Source organism: Massilia sp. X63, from assembly GCF_041023745.1.
Taxonomy (GTDB): Bacteria; Pseudomonadota; Gammaproteobacteria; order Burkholderiales; family Burkholderiaceae_D; genus Telluria.
Genome location: NZ_JBFTEF010000007.1, coordinates 174,037 through 192,723 on the forward strand (window position 1 = coordinate 174,037; position 18,687 = coordinate 192,723).

General features: G+C 67.6%; 17 protein-coding genes. 6 read left to right on the forward strand and 11 right to left on the reverse strand.

Annotated features, from left to right (window positions below; all coding sequences use genetic code 11):
* Nucleotides 1–15 precede the first annotated feature (15 nt).
* Both fdhD and AB3347_RS15750 read right to left on the reverse strand, forming a co-directional pair.
* Complete coding sequence (gene fdhD / locus AB3347_RS15745) at nt 16–858, reverse strand: formate dehydrogenase accessory sulfurtransferase FdhD (RefSeq protein ID WP_369092743.1); 843 nt, start codon at nt 856–858, stop codon at nt 16–18.
* Nucleotides 855–3,155 carry an FdhF/YdeP family oxidoreductase gene (locus tag AB3347_RS15750; protein WP_369092744.1) on the reverse strand — a complete coding sequence of 767 codons (2,301 nt, stop codon included), beginning with the start codon at nt 3,153–3,155 and terminating at the stop codon, nt 855–857. The genes fdhD and AB3347_RS15750 overlap by 4 nt, the downstream gene beginning before the upstream one ends.
* A gap of 271 nt (nt 3,156–3,426) precedes the next feature.
* Here AB3347_RS15750 and AB3347_RS15755 point away from each other — a divergent pair, with 271 nt between their 5' ends.
* A complete protein-coding gene (locus AB3347_RS15755) occupies nt 3,427–4,776 on the forward strand; it encodes an SGNH/GDSL hydrolase family protein (RefSeq protein ID WP_369092745.1) in 1,350 nt (449 codons plus the stop codon).
* Nucleotides 4,777–4,818: 42 nt separating this feature from the next.
* Here AB3347_RS15755 and AB3347_RS15760 read toward each other — a convergent pair whose 3' ends face one another.
* Nucleotides 4,819–5,430 carry a tetratricopeptide repeat protein gene (locus AB3347_RS15760; RefSeq protein WP_369092746.1) on the reverse strand — a complete coding sequence of 204 codons (612 nt, stop codon included), beginning with the start codon at nt 5,428–5,430 and terminating at the stop codon, nt 4,819–4,821.
* Between the two features lie 101 nt (nt 5,431–5,531).
* Nucleotides 5,532–6,323: a DUF2807 domain-containing protein gene (locus tag AB3347_RS15765; protein WP_369092747.1), complete on the reverse strand. Its 792-nt coding sequence runs from the start codon at nt 6,321–6,323 to the stop codon at nt 5,532–5,534.
* A gap of 368 nt (nt 6,324–6,691) precedes the next feature.
* On the opposite strand from AB3347_RS15765, the gene AB3347_RS15770 reads away from it, so the two are divergent.
* Together AB3347_RS15770 and AB3347_RS15775 are read left to right on the forward strand one after the other, a co-directional pair.
* Nucleotides 6,692–8,101, forward strand: a complete 1,410-nt coding sequence (locus AB3347_RS15770; protein WP_369092748.1) for a M16 family metallopeptidase — start codon at nt 6,692–6,694, stop codon at nt 8,099–8,101.
* An 11-nt stretch (nt 8,102–8,112) separates the two neighbouring features.
* Complete coding sequence (locus AB3347_RS15775) at nt 8,113–9,525, forward strand: M16 family metallopeptidase (protein WP_369092749.1); 1,413 nt, start codon at nt 8,113–8,115, stop codon at nt 9,523–9,525.
* Nucleotides 9,526–9,610: 85 nt separating this feature from the next.
* Here AB3347_RS15775 and AB3347_RS15780 read toward each other — a convergent pair whose 3' ends face one another.
* From AB3347_RS15780 to AB3347_RS15805, 6 genes are read right to left on the reverse strand one after another with little or no spacing between them, the layout of a single operon-like run.
* Complete coding sequence (locus AB3347_RS15780) at nt 9,611–11,515, reverse strand: response regulator (protein WP_369092750.1); 1,905 nt, start codon at nt 11,513–11,515, stop codon at nt 9,611–9,613.
* The gene (locus tag AB3347_RS15785) at nt 11,512–12,894 is read right to left on the reverse strand and encodes a sensor histidine kinase (RefSeq protein ID WP_369092751.1); all 1,383 of its coding nucleotides are present in this window, start codon (nt 12,892–12,894) and stop codon (nt 11,512–11,514) included. Before AB3347_RS15785 ends, AB3347_RS15780 begins: the two co-directional genes overlap by 4 nt.
* A 1-nt stretch (nt 12,895) precedes the next feature.
* Entirely contained in the window at nt 12,896–13,918 is a 1,023-nt protein-coding gene (locus tag AB3347_RS15790; protein ID WP_369092752.1) for an ATP-binding protein, read from the reverse strand.
* Nucleotides 13,906–14,373: an anti-sigma regulatory factor gene (locus tag AB3347_RS15795; protein ID WP_369092753.1), complete on the reverse strand. Its 468-nt coding sequence runs from the start codon at nt 14,371–14,373 to the stop codon at nt 13,906–13,908. The genes AB3347_RS15790 and AB3347_RS15795 overlap by 13 nt, the downstream gene beginning before the upstream one ends.
* Nucleotides 14,373–14,729 (reverse strand): STAS domain-containing protein, encoded by a 357-nt coding sequence (locus AB3347_RS15800; RefSeq protein ID WP_027867697.1) that lies wholly within the window; start codon nt 14,727–14,729, stop codon nt 14,373–14,375. Before AB3347_RS15800 ends, AB3347_RS15795 begins: the two co-directional genes overlap by 1 nt.
* A 12-nt stretch (nt 14,730–14,741) precedes the next feature.
* Nucleotides 14,742–15,602 (reverse strand): STAS domain-containing protein, encoded by an 861-nt coding sequence (locus AB3347_RS15805; protein ID WP_369092754.1) that lies wholly within the window; start codon nt 15,600–15,602, stop codon nt 14,742–14,744.
* A gap of 362 nt (nt 15,603–15,964) precedes the next feature.
* On the opposite strand from AB3347_RS15805, the gene AB3347_RS15810 reads away from it, so the two are divergent.
* Complete coding sequence (locus tag AB3347_RS15810; RefSeq protein WP_369092755.1) at nt 15,965–17,110, forward strand: acyltransferase family protein; 1,146 nt, start codon at nt 15,965–15,967, stop codon at nt 17,108–17,110.
* On the opposite strand, the gene AB3347_RS15815 is transcribed toward AB3347_RS15810, so the two are convergent.
* Nucleotides 17,067–17,438, reverse strand: a complete 372-nt coding sequence (locus AB3347_RS15815; protein ID WP_369092756.1) for a hypothetical protein — start codon at nt 17,436–17,438, stop codon at nt 17,067–17,069. The two genes, AB3347_RS15810 and AB3347_RS15815, sit on opposite strands and share 44 nt — an antisense overlap.
* Before the next feature lie 240 nt (nt 17,439–17,678).
* Here AB3347_RS15815 and AB3347_RS15820 point away from each other — a divergent pair, with 240 nt between their 5' ends.
* Together AB3347_RS15820 and AB3347_RS15825 are read left to right on the forward strand one after the other, a co-directional pair.
* On the forward strand, nt 17,679–18,176 hold the full coding sequence (locus AB3347_RS15820; RefSeq protein WP_369092757.1) for a PAAR domain-containing protein: 498 nt from the start codon (nt 17,679–17,681) through the stop codon (nt 18,174–18,176).
* Between the two features lie 34 nt (nt 18,177–18,210).
* Nucleotides 18,211–18,615: a hypothetical protein gene (locus AB3347_RS15825; RefSeq protein WP_369092758.1), complete on the forward strand. Its 405-nt coding sequence runs from the start codon at nt 18,211–18,213 to the stop codon at nt 18,613–18,615.
* Nucleotides 18,616–18,687 lie beyond the last annotated feature (72 nt).

Consider the following 18,687-nt stretch of genomic DNA (forward strand, 5'->3'; position numbering starts at 1 on the left):
CGCATCATACCGGCTCTACTGCGCTCGTGGCGCAAGCCGCTGCGCATGGGTGTAGAGAACGTGGCGCCCTCCCCGCACGAAACCGGCCAGGGTCAGGCCGGCCTGCTGCGCCACCCGCACCGCCAGCGCGGTCGGCGCCGAGATCGCGGCCAGCATCGGGAAGCCCGCGCGCGCCGCCTTCTGCACCATCTCGTAGCTGGCGCGGCTGGTCACCACGGCAAAGCCGTCCGTCCTGTCCACCCCGGCGCGCGCCACGGCGCCGACCAGCTTGTCGAGCGCATTGTGGCGCCCGATATCCTCGCGCACGCACAGCAGTTCGCCGTCGCGGCCGGCCCAGCCGGCCGCGTGCACGGCCCCGGTCGCATGGTGCAGGTCCTGGCGCGCCGCCATCGCCGCCATCGCGCGGTGCAGGGCTTCGGGAGCGAAGCGCGCATCGGCCTGCGCCTGCACATCGGGAGCGAACGCATCCTCGTCGAAGCAGGCCAGGCTCTCGACTCCGCACAGGCCGCAGCCGGTCTTGCCCAGGCGCGCGCGGCGCGTCTCCTTCAGGCGCAGCATGGCGCCGCCGGCGATGCGCATGCCGACCGCGATGCCGTTCGGCGCCTGCTCGACCTCGATGTCGTAGATCTCGCGCGCCTCGAGCACGATGCGCTCGCCCAGCGAGAAGCCGAGCGCGAAGTCTTCCAGGTCCTGGGGCGAGGCGAGCATCACGGCATGGCTGATGCCGTTGTAAACCAGCGCCACCGGCACCTCGTCCGCCACCAGCTCGGTGGCGCTTTCCAGCCCGCCGTCGCGCCAGCGTCCGGCCGGCAGGCGGCAGGCGCCGGCCGGGGCGAAAAAATCCTGGCCCGCGTTCATACCCGGCTCCCGCGTTCGAGGATCACGTCGATCGCCTTGGCCGCCGGCACCTTGCTTTCCTTGGCGTGGTGCCACAGCGGGATCAGGGGATTCAGTTCCGGGAAGTAGCCGGCGATGCAGCCTTCCGGCACGTCGTAGGGCACCACGGCCAATCCGCCGACGCGGCGCTCGACGCCATCCTCGGCAGCGCAGCGCAAGGCCACCAGGTCGCCCTGCGCCAGCGCGTGTTTCGCCATGTCGGCACGCGCCATGAACAGCACCATGCGGCTGCCGTAGACGCCGCGGAAGCGGTCGTCGTGGCTGTAGATCGTGGTGTTGAACTGGCCGTCGCTGCGCACCGTGAACAGGCGCAGCGTCGCCGCCCCTCCCGGCATGTCGGGGTCGGCGTCGAGCGCCTCCGGCGCCGTGAAATTGGCCTTGCCGCTGTGGGTCTTCCAGACCCGGTGCGCCGCGCCCAGCGGCTTGCGAAAGCCGCCCGGTGTCCACATGCGCGCGTTGAAGTCGTGGAAGATCTCGGGATAGGTCGCGGCGATCGCGTCGCGGATGCTCGCATAGTCGGCCACCCAGCGGTCCCAGTCGACGCGCGGATTCGGGTCCAGCGTGGCCTTGGCGATGCCGGCCACGATGGCCGGTTCAGACAGCAGCGTGCCGGCCACCGGCTCGGCCATGCCGCGCGAGCCGTGCATGCAGGCGGTGCTGTCCTCGATGGTGACGGCCTGCGCGCCGCTGCGCTGGCGGTCGATCTCGATCCGCCCCAGGCAAGGCAGGATGTACGAGGCCTTGCCGTGCACGAGATGGTTGCGATTGAGCTTGGTCGACACCTGCACGGTCAAGGGAATCTCGCGCCAGGCCGCCTCCATCAGCGCGCGCTCGGGCACCGCGCGCACGAAGTTGCCGCCCAGGCCGATGAAGGCCTGCACCCGCCGCGCCAGGATGCCTTCGCAGGCCTCGACGGTGTTCATGCCCTTCTCGCGCGGCGGCGCGAAGCCGTACTGTTCCTGCAGCTTGTCGAGCGGCGCCAGCTCGGGCTTCTCGGTGATGCCGACCGTGCGCTGGCCCTGCACGTTGGAGTGGCCGCGCACCGGACACACGCCGGCCCCCGGCTTGCCGACGTTCCCGCGCAGGAGCAGCAGGTTGACCACCATGGCCACGTTCTGCACGCCGTTACGGTGCTGGGTCAGGCCCATGCCGTAGACCGCCATCACGGCGCTGGAGGCGCAATACACGGCCGCCGCGCTTTCCAGCGCACTGCGGCGCAAGCCGGATTCGCGCTCGATGTCGGCCCAGTCGCAGGCGCGCACCGCCGCTTCGAATTCCGCCAGGCCGTGGGTGTGCTCCTGCAGGAAGGCGGTGTCGAGCACCCGCTGCGCGCCCGCGCCGCGGGCCGCATCGTCGTGCGCGAAGATGGCCTTGCACAGGCCCATGATGGCGGCCGTGTCGCCGCCCGGTTTCACCTGGTGGTACTGGGTGCTGATCGCGGTTTCGGATCCGCTCAGCATCTCGGCCGGCGACTGCGGATTGGTGAAGCTGACCAACCCGCGCTCGCGCAAAGGATTGAAGGTGATGATCGGCACCCCGCGCCGGCGCGCTTCCTGCAGCTGGTGCAGCATGCGCGGGCTGTTCACGCCCACGTTCTGGCCGAAGAAGAAGATGCAGTCGGTTTGCTCGAAGTCCTCCAGCGCCACGGTCCCGACCGGCACGCCCAGCGTCTTCTGCAGGCCGACCGAGGTGCTTTCGTGGCACATGTTCGAGCTGTCCGGCAGGTTGTTGTTGCCGTACATGCGCGCGAGCAAGGAATACATATAGGAGGTCTCGAGCGAGGCGCGCCCGGAGCTGTAGAACACGACCTGCTGCGGGTCGAAGCCGCGCAGCGCCGCGCCGATCTCGGCGAACGCGTTGCCCCAGGCGATCTCGCGGTACTTGTCGGTGGCCGGATCGTAGCGCAGCGGCACCGTCAGGCGGCCCTGGTCTTCCAGGCGGTGGTCGTCCCAGGCCGCCAGTTCGGTGACGGTGTGGCGTTCGAAGAAATCGGCGCCGATCGCCTTGCTGGTGGTTTCCCAGGCGGTGGCCTTGGCGCCGCTTTCGCAGAATTCGAAAGGATGCGGATTGGCCGGCTTGGCCCAGGCGCAGCTGACGCAGGCAAAGCCGTCCGGCTTGTTCTGGTTCAGCAGCAGCCGGCTGTCCTTCAAGGGCACCCGCTGGTGCAGCAGGATGGTGGTCACTTCCTGTACCGACCCCCAGCCGCCGGCCGGCATGGTCGGGTTCTCGATCCGTAGGTCGCCTGAATGCTTGCTCATCGCCGCTCCTCGTCTGTGGAAGGGTCACGCTAGTCGTGTTCCGGATTCCACTCGGTGCGCCTGCGAACCGTCGACGCCAAGCAACGGGTCAATCGTCGGACAACATTTCTCTGACAAACACAGAAAATTCTTGCAGGAATATTAATCTTTTCAAGCTTCGACTTCGCGCAAGATCGGTGAGTGTTGCCTTCTTGTTCACACTCCCGTGGATCGCTACATTGTTCAGACGAGCTCATGCCTATCGCGTGGCCATTACCTCGAGGAGCAAACGATGAAACGCTTCCTTCCCCTCCTGCTCGATGCCGCCCGCCGCCTCAAGGACGGTTTCGCCTTCCCAGCCAACATGAATCCGCCGCGCCGGCGCCTGCTGCTGGGCAGCGCCATGCTGGCCGCCGTGATCGCGCTGCCGAGCCATCCGGCCGGCGCCCAGCCCTGGACCACGGAAAGCTGGACCGCCACCTGGGGCACGGCGCCGGCCGGTCCGCCCCCCGCCGCCAGCCTGCAGACCTTCACCGACCAGACGGTGCGCCTGATCGTCCACACCAGCATCGGCGGCAACCGCGTGCGCATTCGCCTGTCGAACGAGCTCGGCAGCACCCCGCTGACGATCGGCGCGGCGCGCATCGGCCTGCGTGCGGGCGGCTCCGACGTCGCTGCCGGCACCGACCGCGCCCTCAGCTTCGGCGGGCGCGCTTTCGTGACCATCGCGCCCGGCGCGCCGGCCGTGTCCGACCCGGTGGAGCTGAACGTGCCGCCGCTGTCCGACCTGGCCGTCAGCCTCTACCTGCCGGGCACGGTGCAGGCCACCACCGTGCACCAGCTGGCCCTGCAGACCAACTATGTCTCGCTGCCCGGTAACTTCACTGCCGCCGCGACCCTGCCGGTGCAGCGCACCATCCAGGTCTGGCCCTTCCTGACCGAGGTCGACGTGGACAGCGCCGGCCCGGCCATCGTCACGCTGGGCGACTCGATCACCGACGGCACCCGCAGCACGCCCGACACCAACAACCGCTGGCCCGACTGGCTGGCGCGCCGCCTGCAGACCGAGCGCGACCCGGTGCTGGGCCTGAACGCGCGCTTCGGCGTGGTCAACCGCGGCATCAGCGGCAACCGGCTGCTGAGCGATGCGCCGAATACGCTGGCCGGGCGCAGCGCCTCGGCGCGTTTCGACCGCGACGTGCTGGCCACCGCCGGCGTGCGCTACCTGGTGGTCATGATCGGCATCAACGACATCGGCAACAGCTCGCCCGCCAGTCCGGTCACGAGCGAAGACCTGATCGCCGCCTACCGCCAGCTGATCCTGCGCGCGCATGCCAAGGGCATCAGCGTGATCGGCGCCACCCTGACGCCGTTCGAGGGCGCGGCGTATTACTCGCCCGAGAAGGAAGTGGTGCGGCAGGCGCTCAACAACTGGATTCGCAACAACGACGAGTTCGACGGCGTGATCGACTTCGACCGCGCCACCCGCGATCCGGCCCACCCGCCCCGCTTCCTGCCCGCCTACGACAGCGGCGACCACCTGCACCCGAACGACCTGGGCTACGAGGCGATGGGCAATGCGGTGCCGCTGGCGCTGTTCCGCACCGCGGCCAGGGCGGCAGCGGCGGCGCCGGCCAAGTGACGTGCAAATGAAAAACCGCCGGTCGCGGCCGGCGGTTGTGTATCAGGAATTGGTCCCGGTCCGGGACGTGGTCGGCAGCGGCCGCCCCGGCTTCCACAAGCGCGACAGCGACTGCGCCTCCTCGATCTGCTCCTGCGTCATCTGGCGCGAGATCGCGGCGCGCTGGTCGACCGCATTGTGGTTGCCGCTGGCCGCGGCCAGGTTCCACAGCATGTAGGCCAGCACCAGGTCCTGCGGCATGCCGGCCTGGTGGTAGCGGTACATCAGGCCGAGGGCGTGCTGGGCCTCGGCATGGCCCTGCTCGGCCGCCTTGCGGAACCAGGTCACCGCATGGCGCTGGTCCTGCGGCACGGCGTTGCCGGTGTAGTACATGGCGCCCACCACGTATTGCGCATCGGCCTTGCCCTGCTGGGCCGCCTTGATGTGCCAGGCGAAGGCCTGCTTGTAGTCGCGCGTGACGCCGCGGCCCATGTAATACATCAGGCCCAGCAAATGCTGGGCATCCGCATGGCCGGCCTTGGCGAGCGGGACGATCTCTTTCAGTGCTGCCGCGTAGTTGCGCGCGTTGTAGGCGCTGGCCCCTTCCGCGAAGCCCGCATGGGCGCCCGCCTGCAGGCCGAGCGCACATACGATCGCTACGAATAGTTTTTTCATGTCTCGTACATGGAATCAGGATCTCTGCGTATCCCTGGTCCTCGTTATGGGCTCGTGTTGTTCTTGTTGGCGTTGCCTGTTCTTCTGGTCCTGCCGCCTGCTTATTTCCAGTTCACCTTGCCCAGGCCGTCGACGCTGGCCTTGCGGTTCTGGGGCTTGCCGTGCACCGTCACCGAGCCCAGGCCCGACAGGGTCAGGTTGGCGCTTTCCTTGGCGGTCACGGTGGCATTGCCCAGGCCGGACAGCTCGAGGGTGACGTTCTCGGCCGAGAATGCCTGCGCATCGAGCCCGCCCAGCCCGCCGAGTTCCGCCTTGAGCTGGCGGCTGCGGCCCGACAGGGTCACGTAGCCGGCGCCGCTCAGGTTCAGTTCCACGCTGTCGCTGTTAATGCCATGCACTTTCATGCTGCCGACGCCGCCCAGGTTCGCGCTCAGCACCCTGTAATTACATGATACATTCATCGAGCCGGCCCCATCGAGGTTGAGCTCGAGTTCGTCGCCGGAGAACCCGGTCACCGAGGTGCCGCCCACGCTTTCGGACGTCACTTCGCGCAGGTTCGGCAGGGTCAGCTCGGCGTGCAGGCCCATGCTGCGGCCGAGGTTGATGCTGACGCCCTTGGTCTCGGTGCCGATGCTCAGCGTGTCGCCGCTTTGCAGCGTGGTGGTCTTGGCGAGCAGGCGCGGATCGCCGGTCAGCACCAGCAGCGGGGTGTTGCCCTGGCGGATCTTCAGGTCCACCACGCCGTCGACCTTCACGCGCACCACGCGCGCATCGACCTGGCGGGTCTCGGTGGCCACCTCGGCCGCAGTCGCGCCGGTCACGGCAAGCAGCGTGCCGAACAGCGTGGCGCACAGGGCCACGAAAGCCAGGCCGAGCTTGGAAAGGTGTTTCATCAAATTCTCCGAATCATGTTCTTGGTTGTCCGTTGCCGCCAGCCTCGTGGGTTGGTTCTACCGCAACATTACCAGCAAGTAAGGTCCGCCGGTGAGCATCCTTACTCTGCCGTATTAGCATGTTGCAACTATATCGCTGCGCCGCCCCTGCGCCTACGGGTCTGCGATGAACTGCAAAAAACACGGCCCAGAGCGGAAAATCGGGGGATGGGCGAGCCTTGTGCGGCTTCGACATGGCGCCCATTTACCCCGAAAAAAAGATTACTTATTGGCATGCCATTGCGCTAAGATGCAGCGCATGACGGCCCCTGGCTGTCAGTACAGGCATTTCAAAACTCACCTTCCCGAGTTCATTTTTGAGGTCACCCATGCGCATGCGCCAATTACCTGTTTTGCTGGCCGGGCTCACGTTCTCGTTGTCGGCGTTCGCCGCCTCCGCGGACCAGTGGACCCTGCCGGTCGCTGTGAAGAAGCTCGACAACGGCCTGACGGTCATCGTCACCGAAGACCATAGTTCGCCGACCGTCGGCGTGTCGGTCGTCTACCACGTGGGCATGCGCCTGGAGCCGAAGAACCGTACCGGCTTCGCCCACCTGTTCGAACACCTGATGTTCCAGGGCACCCCGAACGCCAGGAAGGGCGTGTTCGACACCACCATCACCGCCGGCGGCGGCCGCAACAACGGCTCGACCCGCCCCGACTTCACCAACTACATCGAGACCGCACCCAGGTCGGCGCTCGAGCCGATCCTGTGGCTGGAGGCGGACCGCATGAAGACCCTGGACTTCAACCCGGCCACGCTGAAGAACCAGCAGGACGTGGTGAAGGAAGAGATCCGCGTGAACGTGAAGAACCAGCCCTACGGCGGCTTCTACTGGATCGACATCAGCCAGCACGCCTTCCAGAAATGGGAGAACAACCATGACGGCTACGGCAGCTTCGAAGACCTCGAGAACGCCAGCCTGGACGACGTGCGCGCCTTCCACCGCGACTACTACGGTCCCAACAATGCCGTGATCGCGATCGCCGGCGACGTCACCCCGGCCCAGGGCTTCGCGCTGGCCCAGAAATACTTCGGCGGCATCCCGGCCCGCCCGACCCCGAAGCCGACCGACTTCAGCGAAGGCCTGAACACGCAGGAGAAGCGCGTGGTGCAGAGCGACGCCCTGGCCCAGGTGCCGGCCATCGCCGCCGCCTGGAAGGTGCCGCCGCGCGGCCACCGCGACCAGGCCGCCATGGCCGTGCTGGGCGAACTGCTGGCCGGCGGCGACGCCTCGCTGTTCTACCAGGGCCTGGTGAAGGGCCGCGAGATCGCGCTCAACGTCGACACCCTGTTCGGCCTGACCGGCCCGTTCGAATACGACGGCCCGACCCTGATGACCGTGTTCGCGCTGTACAAGCCGAACAGCAACGCCGACGCCATGCTCAAGGCCATGGACGAGGAGATCGCCAAGGTCGCCCAGAACGGCGTCGACGCCGCCACGCTCAAGCGCGTCAAGACCCGCATGCTGGCCGATTGGAACAACAAGCTGGAAAGCTTCATCAACCGCGCCGACACCGTGGCCAAGATGCAGGTGCTGTGGGGCGACGCCAACGTGGTCAACAAGATCCCGGGCTGGATCGAAGCCGTGAGCTCGGAAGACATCCAGCGCGCCGTGCGCACCTACATGGTGCCGTCCAACCGTACCGTGATCGACCGCAAGCCGGCCGCGATGCTCGCGGCGCCTGCGGCCCCCGCTGCCACCCCTGCCGCCGCACCGGCCGGCGCCACCAAATAAGGAGCGCATCGATGAAAAAACTGATGCTCGCAATGGCCGTGAGCCTGGCGTTCGCGCCGGCAGCCTACGCCGCCCCCGCCGCCGTCAAGGACCTGCCGATGCCGGCCTACGGCAAGGACAAGCCGATCCCGGTGCCGAAGATCGCCAAGAAGACCCTGTCCAACGGCCTGACCGTCTGGGTCGTGCCGCGCCAGGGCCTGCCGCGCGTGGACTACGTGCTGGCGGTGCGCGGCGCCGGCTTCGCGGCCGACTCGCCGCAAACCCCGGCCTTTGCCAACATGCTGGCCGGCCTGCTCAACGAAGGCAGCGCCAAGCGCGATTCGCGCGCGATCGCCGAAGCGGCCCAGGGCATGGGCGGCGAAGTCGCCGCCGGCGCCTCGTCGGACGGCATCGTGGTCTCGGCCAACGCACTGGCCTCGCAGGCCGGCCCGATGATGCAGCTGCTGGCCGAAGTGGCCCGCACCCCATCCTTCCCGGAAAGCGAAGTGGCGCTGGCCAAGGCCAACGCGCTGCAGTCGCTGCGCGTGTCCGAGACCCAGCCGGGCTTCCGCGCCGAGCGCGCGATCAGCCGCGCGATCTACGGCAACCATCCTTATGCCCGCACCACCCCGACCGTCGAAGCGATCAACGCCGTGACCCAGGACATGCTGCGCGGCGAGCACGCCAAGCGCATGCGCCCGGACCGCGCCCTGCTGGTGATCACCGGCCCGGTCAAGGAAGCCGAGGCCATCAAGCTGGCCGAAGCGGCCTTCGGCGACTGGAAGGCCAGCGGCCCGGCCCTGCCCGACACCCCGGCGGCGGCAGGCGACGCCAAACCGTCGCGCATCCTGCTGCAGCGCGGCGGCAGCGTGCAGTCGGCCGTGCGCCTGGGCGGCCCGGGCATCGCCGCCAGCGCCGACGACCAGATCCCGCTGCGCCTGGCCAGCACCATCCTGGGCGGGGGCTTCTCGAGCCGCGTGAACATCAAGCTGCGCGAGGAAAAGGGCTATACCTACGGCGCCTCGGCCGGCGCGCGCATGAACCGCGCGGGCGGCGCGATCGTCGGCGGCGCCGACGTGCGCAATGAAGTGACCGGCGCGGCGCTGGACGAGTTCTTCTCCGAGTACAAGCGCATCGGCAGCGAGCTGGTGCCGGCCAAGGAAATGGAGATGAACAAGCGCTACGTCGCGGGCGGCTACATGATCAGCAACCAGCTGCAGCGCTCGGTCGCCTCGACCCTGGCGCAGAACTGGCTGGTCGGCCTGCCGGCCGAGTTCCTGGGCGAGTACGTGCCGCGCATCCAGAAGGTCACGCCGGAACAGGTGCGCGTGGTGGCCAAGAAGTACTTCGCGCCGGAGAACCAGTCGATCGTGGTGGTGGGCGACCCGAAGGCGGTGGGCGAGCAGCTCAAGGCGTTCGGGGAGTTTACGGTCACGGACAAGTGATCGTGTTTGCCTGATGTGGAAAGCCCCGCGGTTGCGGGGCTTTTTTCAAGGGCGGGCGGCGTATCTGGCTGCCGCCACCGGCATGCTAGGCGCCCTTGAGCGCGTTCTCCAGGTCCGGCAGCTCGGCCGGCTTGACCAGGTGGGCGTCGAAACCGGCGTCCATGGCGCGCTTGCGGTCTTCCGGCGAGCCGTAGCCGGTATGGGCCACCAGGCGGATCCCGGCCAGCGCCGGATTCTTCTTGATGCGGCGCGCCACCTCGTAGCCGTCGATGCCCGGCAGGCCGATGTCGAGCACGATGACCTGAGGGCGGTGGCGCAGCGCCAGTTCCTCGATCTGCGCGGCGTCGGAGGTGGTGCAGGTCTCGTAGCCCATCTCGGCCAGCAGGAAGCCCATCATCTCCATCGCGTCGACGTTGTCGTCCACCAGCAGCACGCGCATGCCGCTGCCGCCCGAGTCCGGCGTCTCGGCGTGTTCCGGGCTGGCATCCGCCGCGCTCACGCGCAGCAGCGGCAGCTCGACCGTGAAGGTGCTGCCCAGGCCGACGCCCGGGCTCTCGGCCGACAGGCGCCCGCCATGCAGCTCGAGCAGGTGCGACACCAGCGACAGGCCGATGCCCAGGCCTTCGGGAGCGCGGTCGGGCGGCGCGTCCACCTGCGCGAACATGGTGAAGATGCGCGCCAGGTTGTCCTCGGCGATGCCGATGCCGTTGTCGCGCACCGCGATTTGCACCCGCTCGTTCGCGGCCACGCTTACGCTCAGCTCGATCCGTCCGCCCTTGGGCGTGAACTTGGCCGCGTTGTGCAGCAGGTTTCCGACCGACTGCGCCAGCCGCACCGGATCGCCCATCACCCACACCTGCTGCTCGGGCAGCCGCACGTCCAGGTGGTGCTCGCGCGCCGCGATCAGGGGCGCGGCGGTCTCGATGGCCTGGGACACCACCGCGCCCAGGTCCACCTCTTCGGTGCGCAGCACGATCTTGCCCTCGGAGATGCGGGCGACGTCGAGCAGGTCGTCCACCAGGTGCGCCAGGTGGTCCACCTGGCGCGTGATGACTTCGCGCGCGCGCGCCTGGCGCTCGGCGCCGCTGCCCGCCGCGGGATCGCTCGCGCCCAGCAGCGCGGCCGCGTTGCGGATCGGGCTGAGCGGATTGCGCAGCTCGTGCGCCAGCGTGGCCAGGAACTGGTTCTTGTTGCGGTCGGCCGCGCGCAGCAGCGCTTCCATCTCCTTGCGTGCGGTGATGTCGCTGGTGACGCGCGCCACGCGGTACACCTCGCCGCGCGGATTGCGCACCGCGAACAGGCGGTCGCGCACCCAGCGCGTGCCGCCGTCCGCTGCCTGGATGCGGAACTCGTCGTCGTAGTGCGGCGCATTTGCCAGCTGGCGCCAGCGCCGGCCGATCCGCTCGCGGTCGTCGGGATGCACGGCGTCCAGCCAGGCGTCGGGCCGCTGGCGCAAGGCGTCGGGGCTGGCGCCCCAGATCTCGGCATAGGCCGGGCTGACGTAGACCAGGTCGCCCTCCGGTACGCCGAACATCCAGAACACGTCGTCTATGTTGTCGGTGATCTGGCGAAAGCGCTCCTCGCTGTCGCGCAGCTCGACCTGGGTCTGGCGCATGCGCAGCAGCGCGTTCACGTTGGCGATCAGCTCGTCGGCCTCGATCGGCGCCGCCAGGTAGTTGTCGGCGCCCCCTTCCAGGCCGCGGATCTTGTCGGCGCGGCCGGTCAGCGCGGCCGAGGTCTGCAGGACCAGCACCATGCTGCTGTCGGGATTGGCCTTGATCCGGCGGCACACCTCGATGCCGTTGATGTCCGGGAGCTTCACGTCCAGCAGCACCAGCGCGGGACTCAGGCGCTTGACCATCTCCAGCGCGTCGGTGCCATTGGTCGCTTCCACCACCTCGTAGCCCGCCCCTTGCAGGATACGGTTCTTGGCGTAGCGGGCGCCGTCGTTGTCGTCAACGTTGAGGATCAGGGTCGGATTGGATGTCATGGTTCGGTTCCGTCTTGGCTGGGCTGCCGGAGTTCCTGCGGCATGTTCCGCGGCAGGGTCAGCGTGAAGGTCGAACCTTCTCCGACCGTGCTGGTGACGTCGACGCTCCCGTGCAGCAGGTCGGCCAGCTTGCGGCACAGCGGCAGGCCCAGGCCGGTGCCCTTGCTGCGCCGCTGTAGCGGGTGCTCGATCTGGCTGAACTCTTCGAAAATCAGTTGCAGGTTGTCCCGGCTGATGCCGATCCCGGTGTCGGCGACCGCAAACGCAATCGTATCCTGCTGCGCGTCGTAAGTGGCGCTCACCCGCACGGCGCCGCGCTCGGTGAACTTGAGCGCATTGGAAATGAAATTGCGCAGGATCTGCGAGATCTTGCCCTCGTCGGAATCGAAAAATTCCGGTACCTCGCCGGACTCGAACACCAGTTCCACGCGGCCTTCGTCCACCAGCGGACGCATCATGCCCTTGAGCGCGCGGAACAGGTTGTCGACCACCACCGGCGCCAGGTGCACCTCGACCTTGCCGGCCTCGATCTTGGCCAGGTCGAGCAGGTCGTTGACCAGCTCCGACAGGTCGTTGGCGGCCTTGGCGATGAACTGCACCTGGCGCTCCTGCTCGACCGTCAGGTCGCCGTCCATGCGGTCCAGCAGCAGCTGGGCCAGGGCGCGGATCGAGGACAGCGGCGTACGCAGTTCGTGGCTGGTATTGGACAGGAAGCGCGACTTCATCTCGTCGGCGCGGCGCAGGCGCTCGGCCTTGTCCTCGATCTCGGCGTACAGGGCGACGATGCCGCGGTTGGTGTCTTCCAGCTCGCGCGTCAGCGACAACAGGTCTTCCTGGCGCTCGCGCAGCTCGGCCAGGGTCGACAGCAGCTCGTGGTTCTGCTGCTCCAGCTCCTGCAGGGTGTTCGAGACCGGGCTGCCGGCCAGGCGGGTGCTGATGTCGGCCAGGCGCGCGCTGTCGACCAGCACGTGCGGGGGGAGCGCCTTGCGCATGGTGACCGCCGTGACCATGCCCTGCTCCGGTTCGACCTCGCAGGAATCCATCAGGCGGTGCGCGCTGATCAGGGCCAGCTCCGGGAGCGTGCGGCTGATGCCCTCGTCCGGTCCGGCGCCCCTGGACGACAGGCGCTGCCCGCTGCCCGGATTGATCGCGACTTCCAGGTGCTGGCGCCCCAGGTTCCGTCCCAGCAGGAAGGCCGCGCGGCCGCCCGAACCCTGGTGGCAGGCGGCCCGGGCGATCTCGGACACGGCGGTGGCCACGCGCACCTGGTCCTGCGGCGAAAAGCCGAGCAGTTCGGAAATCTGGCGGGCGCGCTGGCGCACCACGACCACGTCCTGGTCGCTGTCCAGGGCTACGTTGAGGATACGGTGCAGGCTCATGTCAGCTTTCGAAACGGCGCACGACCAGCACCATGGCGTCGTCGCGGCGGCGGATGAAATCGCGCATCAGGACGGCGGCGACCAGCATCGGGCTGCGTCCCGCCAGGCCCGGATACTTGTCCAGGTCCCACTGCGTCTGGATGCCGTCGGAGTGCATGATGCACAGCGCGCCCGGCAGGAAGGGCACGGCGAACTCCTGCACCTTGCGCATGTTGTGGCCAACGATGCCGTTGTGCGACACCAGCGCCCGGCGGCCGCCGTCGATCACGCAGCCGGAGATGTTGCCCACGCCGGCGTAACGCAGCTCGTCGGCGGCAAAGTCGATCCGCGCCGTGGCCAGCGCCGCGCCGCGGGTCGGCCGCAGCGCGTCGTGGGCGGCGTGCATCAGTTCGCCCGCCCCCACGCCCTTGAGCGTCTCCAGGGCGCGCACCCCGGCGGCGGCGGCGCGCGCCGCTTCCGGTCCGTGGCCGAGCCCATCGGCCGCCAGCAGCGTGGCGCCGGCGCCGTCGCAGCGCACCGCCCAGCCGTCGCCGCATGCTTCCTCGCCGGCCATCGGCATCCACAGGGCGCCGATCTCGACGCCGCTGGCTCGTGGCGCCGGCAGGTCGCGCCACAGCCGCATGAAGAAGGCGGCGCCGGCGCCGCGCTGGGTATAGACGTCGAATTCGTCGGCCAGGCGCCTCAGCGCGCCCAGGCCGGTGCCCGCGGTGCCGGCGGTGGAGACGCCGTCGACCAGGCTGGCGGCCAGGTCGGCAATGCCGGGGCCGGCATCGACCGCCAGCACGTCGATGCCCACGCCGGCGCCTGACTGCGCCGGGCCGACGTGGATCTCGCCTTCGCCGGCGTGCTTGAGGATGTTGGTGGCGGCCTCGGTGATGATCAGCGCCAGCTGGCCGGCGCGGGTCTCGTTGAAACCAAGCGCGTCGGCCAGCTTCTGGCCGCCGCGCCGCACCGCCGCCACGTCGCTCGCATGGTTGATCGCGAACACCTCTTGCCGCGTGAGTGAACTGATCAGCGCTTCCATTTCACCACCAGCACGGCAGTGCCCTCTCCGGGACGGCTATCGATGTCGAACTCGTCGGCCAGGCGCTTCGAGCCTCCCAGGCCGAGGCCGAGGCCCCCGCCGGTGGTGAAGCCGTCGCGCAGTGCGCTGTCGATGTCCGGAATGCCGGGGCCGGCATCGACGAACAGCAGGCTGACGCCCTGGCGCAGCCCATCGGACAGGCTGTCGAGGTGGACCTCGCCGCCGCCGCCGTACTTGATCGTGTTACGTCCCAGTTCGCTCGCGGCCGTGACCAGCTTGGTCTGGTCGACCAGGGAAAGCGCGATGGCCACCGCCCGCTCGCGCACCTGCTTGCGCAGGCCTACAACATCCTCGTCCGACTGCAGGCGCAGGGTCACGCGTGCGGTGCGGTGCTGGCGGTGGCGGTCCAGCAGCGCGGTGTCGAACAGGACTGCATCGGTATGCGCGCCGTTCATCACTTATAGCTCTTTCCCAACAGGGCCATGCCCTTTTCGACGTTGAGTGCGGTTTTCACGCCGTGCAGCGTCAGGCCCAGCTCGACCAGGGTGATCGCAACCGCCGGCTGCATGCCGACCACCACGGTACGGGCATCGAGCACGCGCGCCATGGCGGCGGTGTTGCTGATCATGCGGCCGATGAAGGAATCGACCAGGTCGAGCGCCGAGATGTCGATCAGGACGCCCTTGGCGCCGTCGCTCACGATGCGCTCGGTCAGATCGTCCTGCAGTTGCATGGCAAGGCGGTCGTGCATGTCGACCTGGATCGTCACGAGAAGCAGGTCGCCCATGCGCAGGATAGGAATGCGTTCCATGGATTCTTTCGCTTAGGCCTTAGCCACGACCGCAGTGCCGGTGCGCTCGAGCGCAACCAGGAAGGCGTCGGCCAGGGTGGCCTTGGTGATCACGTCTTCCAGGTTCACGCCGAGGTGCACGATGGTCTGGGCGATCTGCGGGCGGATGCCGCTGATGATGCAGTCGGCGCCCATCAGGCGCGCGGCGGCGATGGTCTTCATCAGGTGCTGGGCCACCAGGGTGTCCACGGTGGGCACGCCGGTGATGTCGATGATGGCGATGATGGCGCCGGTGTCGACGATCTTCTGCAGGATGTTTTCCATCACCACCTGGGTGCGGGCCGAGTCCAGGGTGCCGATCAGCGGCAGCGCCAGGATGCCGTTCCACAGCTTGACGACCGGAGTCGACAGCTCGAGCAGCTCCTGCTGCTGGCGCACGATGATCTGGTCCTTGGTCTTCTGGAACACTTCGATGGTGTACAGGCCGAGCTTGTCGAGCAGGGTGCTGATGGTCCAGGACGCCGCCGCGATCGCTTCGGGGTCGCCCTCGAAGCCCTTTTGCAGCTGGACGAACAGCGGCTGCTTCAGCGAGAAGACGAAGGTGGCGGTTTCGCTCGGCGTCGAGCCCGAGCGGGCGCGGGTCGAGGATATCTCGGCCAGCAGGTCGCGCAGCTCGTCCCACGAACGGTGGTCAATGTTGTCCAGCTCGCCGCTGCGGGTGGCGCCGGCGAAGGTCGCCAGGAATTGCTGGCAATGATTGCGCAGCTGCTCCTTCGAGCTCGAGGTTCCGCGCACGACCAGCGCTTCCAGCTGTGCAATCCACTCCGCGCCGATTTCGGCCTGGTGTTCCTGGATGAGCTGGCTGATACGGGCGGCGTAATCCTTCGTGGTCATCTGTTTTTTCCCTGGTTTGGAAGGTTGAATTCGCGGGTCTTCACGCGGAACACTGGCGTGCGATCCCAGCCTTACGAAAATAAACAACTATAACACTTATTGCATTATGTTCACGACACAGTTGTGACGTGTGCGTCGTTTCTTGCACTACGTAAACGGGCATGCCGCACGAAGGTAACCCCCCTTCATGCACCCTGGGAGAATGCAACATTTATTACTGCTGGGTATCGCGTGGGCCCGCCATGCCCATCTCGGCTAAGATGCCGCCGCCCGGCAGCCCACAGCGCACTCCTGCCCCATTTCGTCGGGCGCAGCATCGTCGAATGAAGGTTGGTAGCGTGGCAGCACATGCAGTTGAAGAAATGTCCCCGGCGCCCCCGGGAAACCAGAAGCAGTTCGTCCTGATTAACCTGTCCAAAGGCCTCGCGGCACAGCTGATCGTGCTGCACCACCTGGCCTTCTACGGCCCCATGGCCGACCACGCGCGCGACATCCTGCCGTCCCTGATCGACTGGCTCGGCGACCATGCACGGATTGCCGTGCAGGTCTTCCTGGTGATCGGCGGCTTCCTCGCCGCCAAGTCGCTGGCGCCCGATGGCAATCCCCGTACCGGCAATCCCCTGCAGCGCATCTGGCGGCGCTACCTGAAGCTGGCGCCCCCCTTCGTGGTCGCGATGCTGCTGGCCGTGATCGCCTCCGGCTGGGCGGCCGGCTGGATGACGCACGCATCGATCTCGGCCCCGCCGACGGCGCTGCAACTGGGCGCCCATGCGCTGCTGCTGCATGACGTGCTCGGCTTCGAATCCCTGTCCGCCGGCGCCTGGTACGTGGCGATCGATTTCCAGTTGTATGCCGCGCTGACGCTGCTGGCTTGGCTGTCCGCCCGGCCCGGCGGCGGGCGTGCGCGCGGCTGGCTGCTGCCCGGCCTGGTCGCGGCCGGCATCGGCGCCTCGCTGCTGCACTTCAACCTGGATGGGGACTGGGACGCATGGGCGCCCTACTTCTTCGGCAGCTACGGACTGGGCGCGCTCGCCTGGTGGGCCAGCGATCCACAACGTCGGCCCGGCGCCGTGGCGCTGCTGCTGGCCGCGATGCTGCTGCTGCCCTTCCTGGCCCTGGTCCTGGAATTTCGCAGCCGCATTGCGCTGGCCCTGGTGATGGCCTGCGTCCTGTTCCTGTGCGGCCGCATCCGGCCGGTCTCCGGCGCCGGCGCCACGCTGGCGACGATCGAGTACGCGGGCAAGATCTCGTTCTCGGTCTTCCTGGTGCACTTTCCGGTCTGCCTGCTGGTGAACGCCGCCTTTGCGCGCTTCGCCGCGGAGCAGGCGCACGTGCAGGCTTTCGGCATGCTGGTCGCGTGGATCGCCAGCCTGCTGGCGGGGGCGGCATTCTGCCGCTGGGTGGAGACGCCGCTGGGCCAGGCGCTGGCGCACCCGCACCGCAGCGCTTCAAGCTACCGGCCGTTCAGCGCAGCGGCCGCAGCGCAACCTCGATTACCCGGCCGCTGATCCGGTCGATCCGGAACACCAGCAACTGCTCCCTGGCCGCGCCGCCCCCGCTCGCCGCCTGCGCGACCAGGTAGGCCGGGTCCTCGAAGTCGGCATAGTCGTTGGGCTCGCCCAGCCACAGCTTCAGCTCGACCACCGACATTCCCTGCGGCGGATGCTTGTCGAGGAAGGACGTCATCATGCAGCCGCGCCCGACGCGGTCCGCCTGCGCCCAGCGCTCGCGGTCGAAGTCGCAGGAGCCCCATTCGAAGAACAGGGCGACCGATGTGTTGCCGCCGCAGGCGTGCAGGCACAGGGACAGGCAGATGACGGAGAGGATGGAACGCATGCTTTGCCGCTGAAAGCTAGCCCTAAGCTGCGATTCTCGGACCTTGCTTTCCGGACTCATTGTGCTGCATCAAACCGGCATGCGTTTTCGTTCGAACGCCCCTTCCCCGCGCGCTACCGGGCAACACCCGGGCCGGCAATCGCCGCCCGCCTTGTTGGTCCACAACGATCACCGCATCCTCCTTCGCTACAGTGCTCCGATACCTCAGCGGCGTCATCGATCCGTTCATCAAGGACACATATGCAGCGTTACTACATTACGCTCGGCGCCCCCACCACGGCGGGCGGCAAGGTGATCTCGGCCACTCATTGCGACACGATCGACGGCCTGCCCATGGTGCTCGAAGGCGACACGTGCTGGTGCCCCGCCTGCGACGCCGAGGGGATCATCGTGCTGGACGGCCCGCGCCTGAGCGAAACCTTCGACGGCCGCGAGTTCGCGCTCAGCGACGACCTGTGCCTGTGCAAGTGCAATCCGCCGCCGCGCCTGGTGAGCGCACAGGCCTTCGCCTACCAGCTCATCGATAGTGACCGGCACGCGGCCCAGGCCGGTGCATCGGCGTACATCGCCGCGAGGCTGAATGCCTCCGCGGGCGGCGCACCTGCGTCCGACGGCATTCCCTTCGTGCTGCTCGATCCCAGGAGCCAGGAACCCTATCCGCACCGTCATTATCCGCCTCAACGACCCTGTTCATGGGTTCACGCTGCCCCCGACAAAATTCGCTGCACTGACCTATGAACACAACGTAGCTTCGATACTTTCTACTTCTCCAATGCTCGAGAAACTGCCCTTCGACGAAGCTGTGGCCATGCTCGAGAATCTCCAGGACCAGTTCAAGGCAGGCCATTGGGAACCGTATGCGCTTCACGAAAGCAAATGGTTCGACCTGACACCTGAGGGCAAGCAACGGTTGTACGCGGCCATGTTCAAGCCGCCGTATCGTCTGCAGCAAACACTGCACATTCCCAAGAAGTATGGAATGACTTTCCGTTTCAAGTGCGCAGAAGGCTGCTGGACCCGCGAACCGCCCTATCTGTTCCTCATCGACATAGGGATCAGCGATGACACGGAATGCCGGAAACCTGGAGATCCCTACGTCTGGGAGGAATCGCATCCGGTTCATCGAGCGTCCACCAAACCAGTGGCTCCCAAACCTGCAGAAGGCCACGCCCACTGATTCTTACCGGACAGCCGTAGCCGAGTAGACCCCCGAAAAAAAACCGCCAGGCTCACGCACTGGCGGTTTTTA

Excerpts from the sequence above, each read along its gene's own strand:
- fdhD (WP_369092743.1), bottom strand. The coding sequence starts at position 858 with ATGAACGCGGGCCAGGATTTTTTCGCCCCGGCCGGCGCCTGCCGCCTG.
- AB3347_RS15750 (WP_369092744.1), bottom strand. The coding sequence starts at position 3,155 with ATGAGCAAGCATTCAGGCGACCTACGGATCGAGAACCCGACCATGCCG.
- AB3347_RS15755 (WP_369092745.1), top strand. The coding sequence starts at position 3,427 with ATGAAACGCTTCCTTCCCCTCCTGCTCGATGCCGCCCGCCGCCTCAAG.
- AB3347_RS15760 (WP_369092746.1), bottom strand. The coding sequence starts at position 5,430 with ATGAAAAAACTATTCGTAGCGATCGTATGTGCGCTCGGCCTGCAGGCG.
- AB3347_RS15765 (WP_369092747.1), bottom strand. The coding sequence starts at position 6,323 with ATGAAACACCTTTCCAAGCTCGGCCTGGCTTTCGTGGCCCTGTGCGCC.
- AB3347_RS15770 (WP_369092748.1), top strand. The coding sequence starts at position 6,692 with ATGCGCATGCGCCAATTACCTGTTTTGCTGGCCGGGCTCACGTTCTCG.
- AB3347_RS15775 (WP_369092749.1), top strand. The coding sequence starts at position 8,113 with ATGAAAAAACTGATGCTCGCAATGGCCGTGAGCCTGGCGTTCGCGCCG.
- AB3347_RS15780 (WP_369092750.1), bottom strand. The coding sequence starts at position 11,515 with ATGACATCCAATCCGACCCTGATCCTCAACGTTGACGACAACGACGGC.
- AB3347_RS15785 (WP_369092751.1), bottom strand. The coding sequence starts at position 12,894 with ATGAGCCTGCACCGTATCCTCAACGTAGCCCTGGACAGCGACCAGGAC.
- AB3347_RS15790 (WP_369092752.1), bottom strand. The coding sequence starts at position 13,918 with ATGGAAGCGCTGATCAGTTCACTCACGCGGCAAGAGGTGTTCGCGATC.
- AB3347_RS15795 (WP_369092753.1), bottom strand. The coding sequence starts at position 14,373 with ATGAACGGCGCGCATACCGATGCAGTCCTGTTCGACACCGCGCTGCTG.
- AB3347_RS15800 (WP_027867697.1), bottom strand. The coding sequence starts at position 14,729 with ATGGAACGCATTCCTATCCTGCGCATGGGCGACCTGCTTCTCGTGACG.
- AB3347_RS15805 (WP_369092754.1), bottom strand. The coding sequence starts at position 15,602 with ATGACCACGAAGGATTACGCCGCCCGTATCAGCCAGCTCATCCAGGAA.
- AB3347_RS15810 (WP_369092755.1), top strand. The coding sequence starts at position 15,965 with ATGTCCCCGGCGCCCCCGGGAAACCAGAAGCAGTTCGTCCTGATTAAC.
- AB3347_RS15815 (WP_369092756.1), bottom strand. The coding sequence starts at position 17,438 with ATGCGTTCCATCCTCTCCGTCATCTGCCTGTCCCTGTGCCTGCACGCC.
- AB3347_RS15820 (WP_369092757.1), top strand. The coding sequence starts at position 17,679 with ATGCAGCGTTACTACATTACGCTCGGCGCCCCCACCACGGCGGGCGGC.
- AB3347_RS15825 (WP_369092758.1), top strand. The coding sequence starts at position 18,211 with ATGCTCGAGAAACTGCCCTTCGACGAAGCTGTGGCCATGCTCGAGAAT.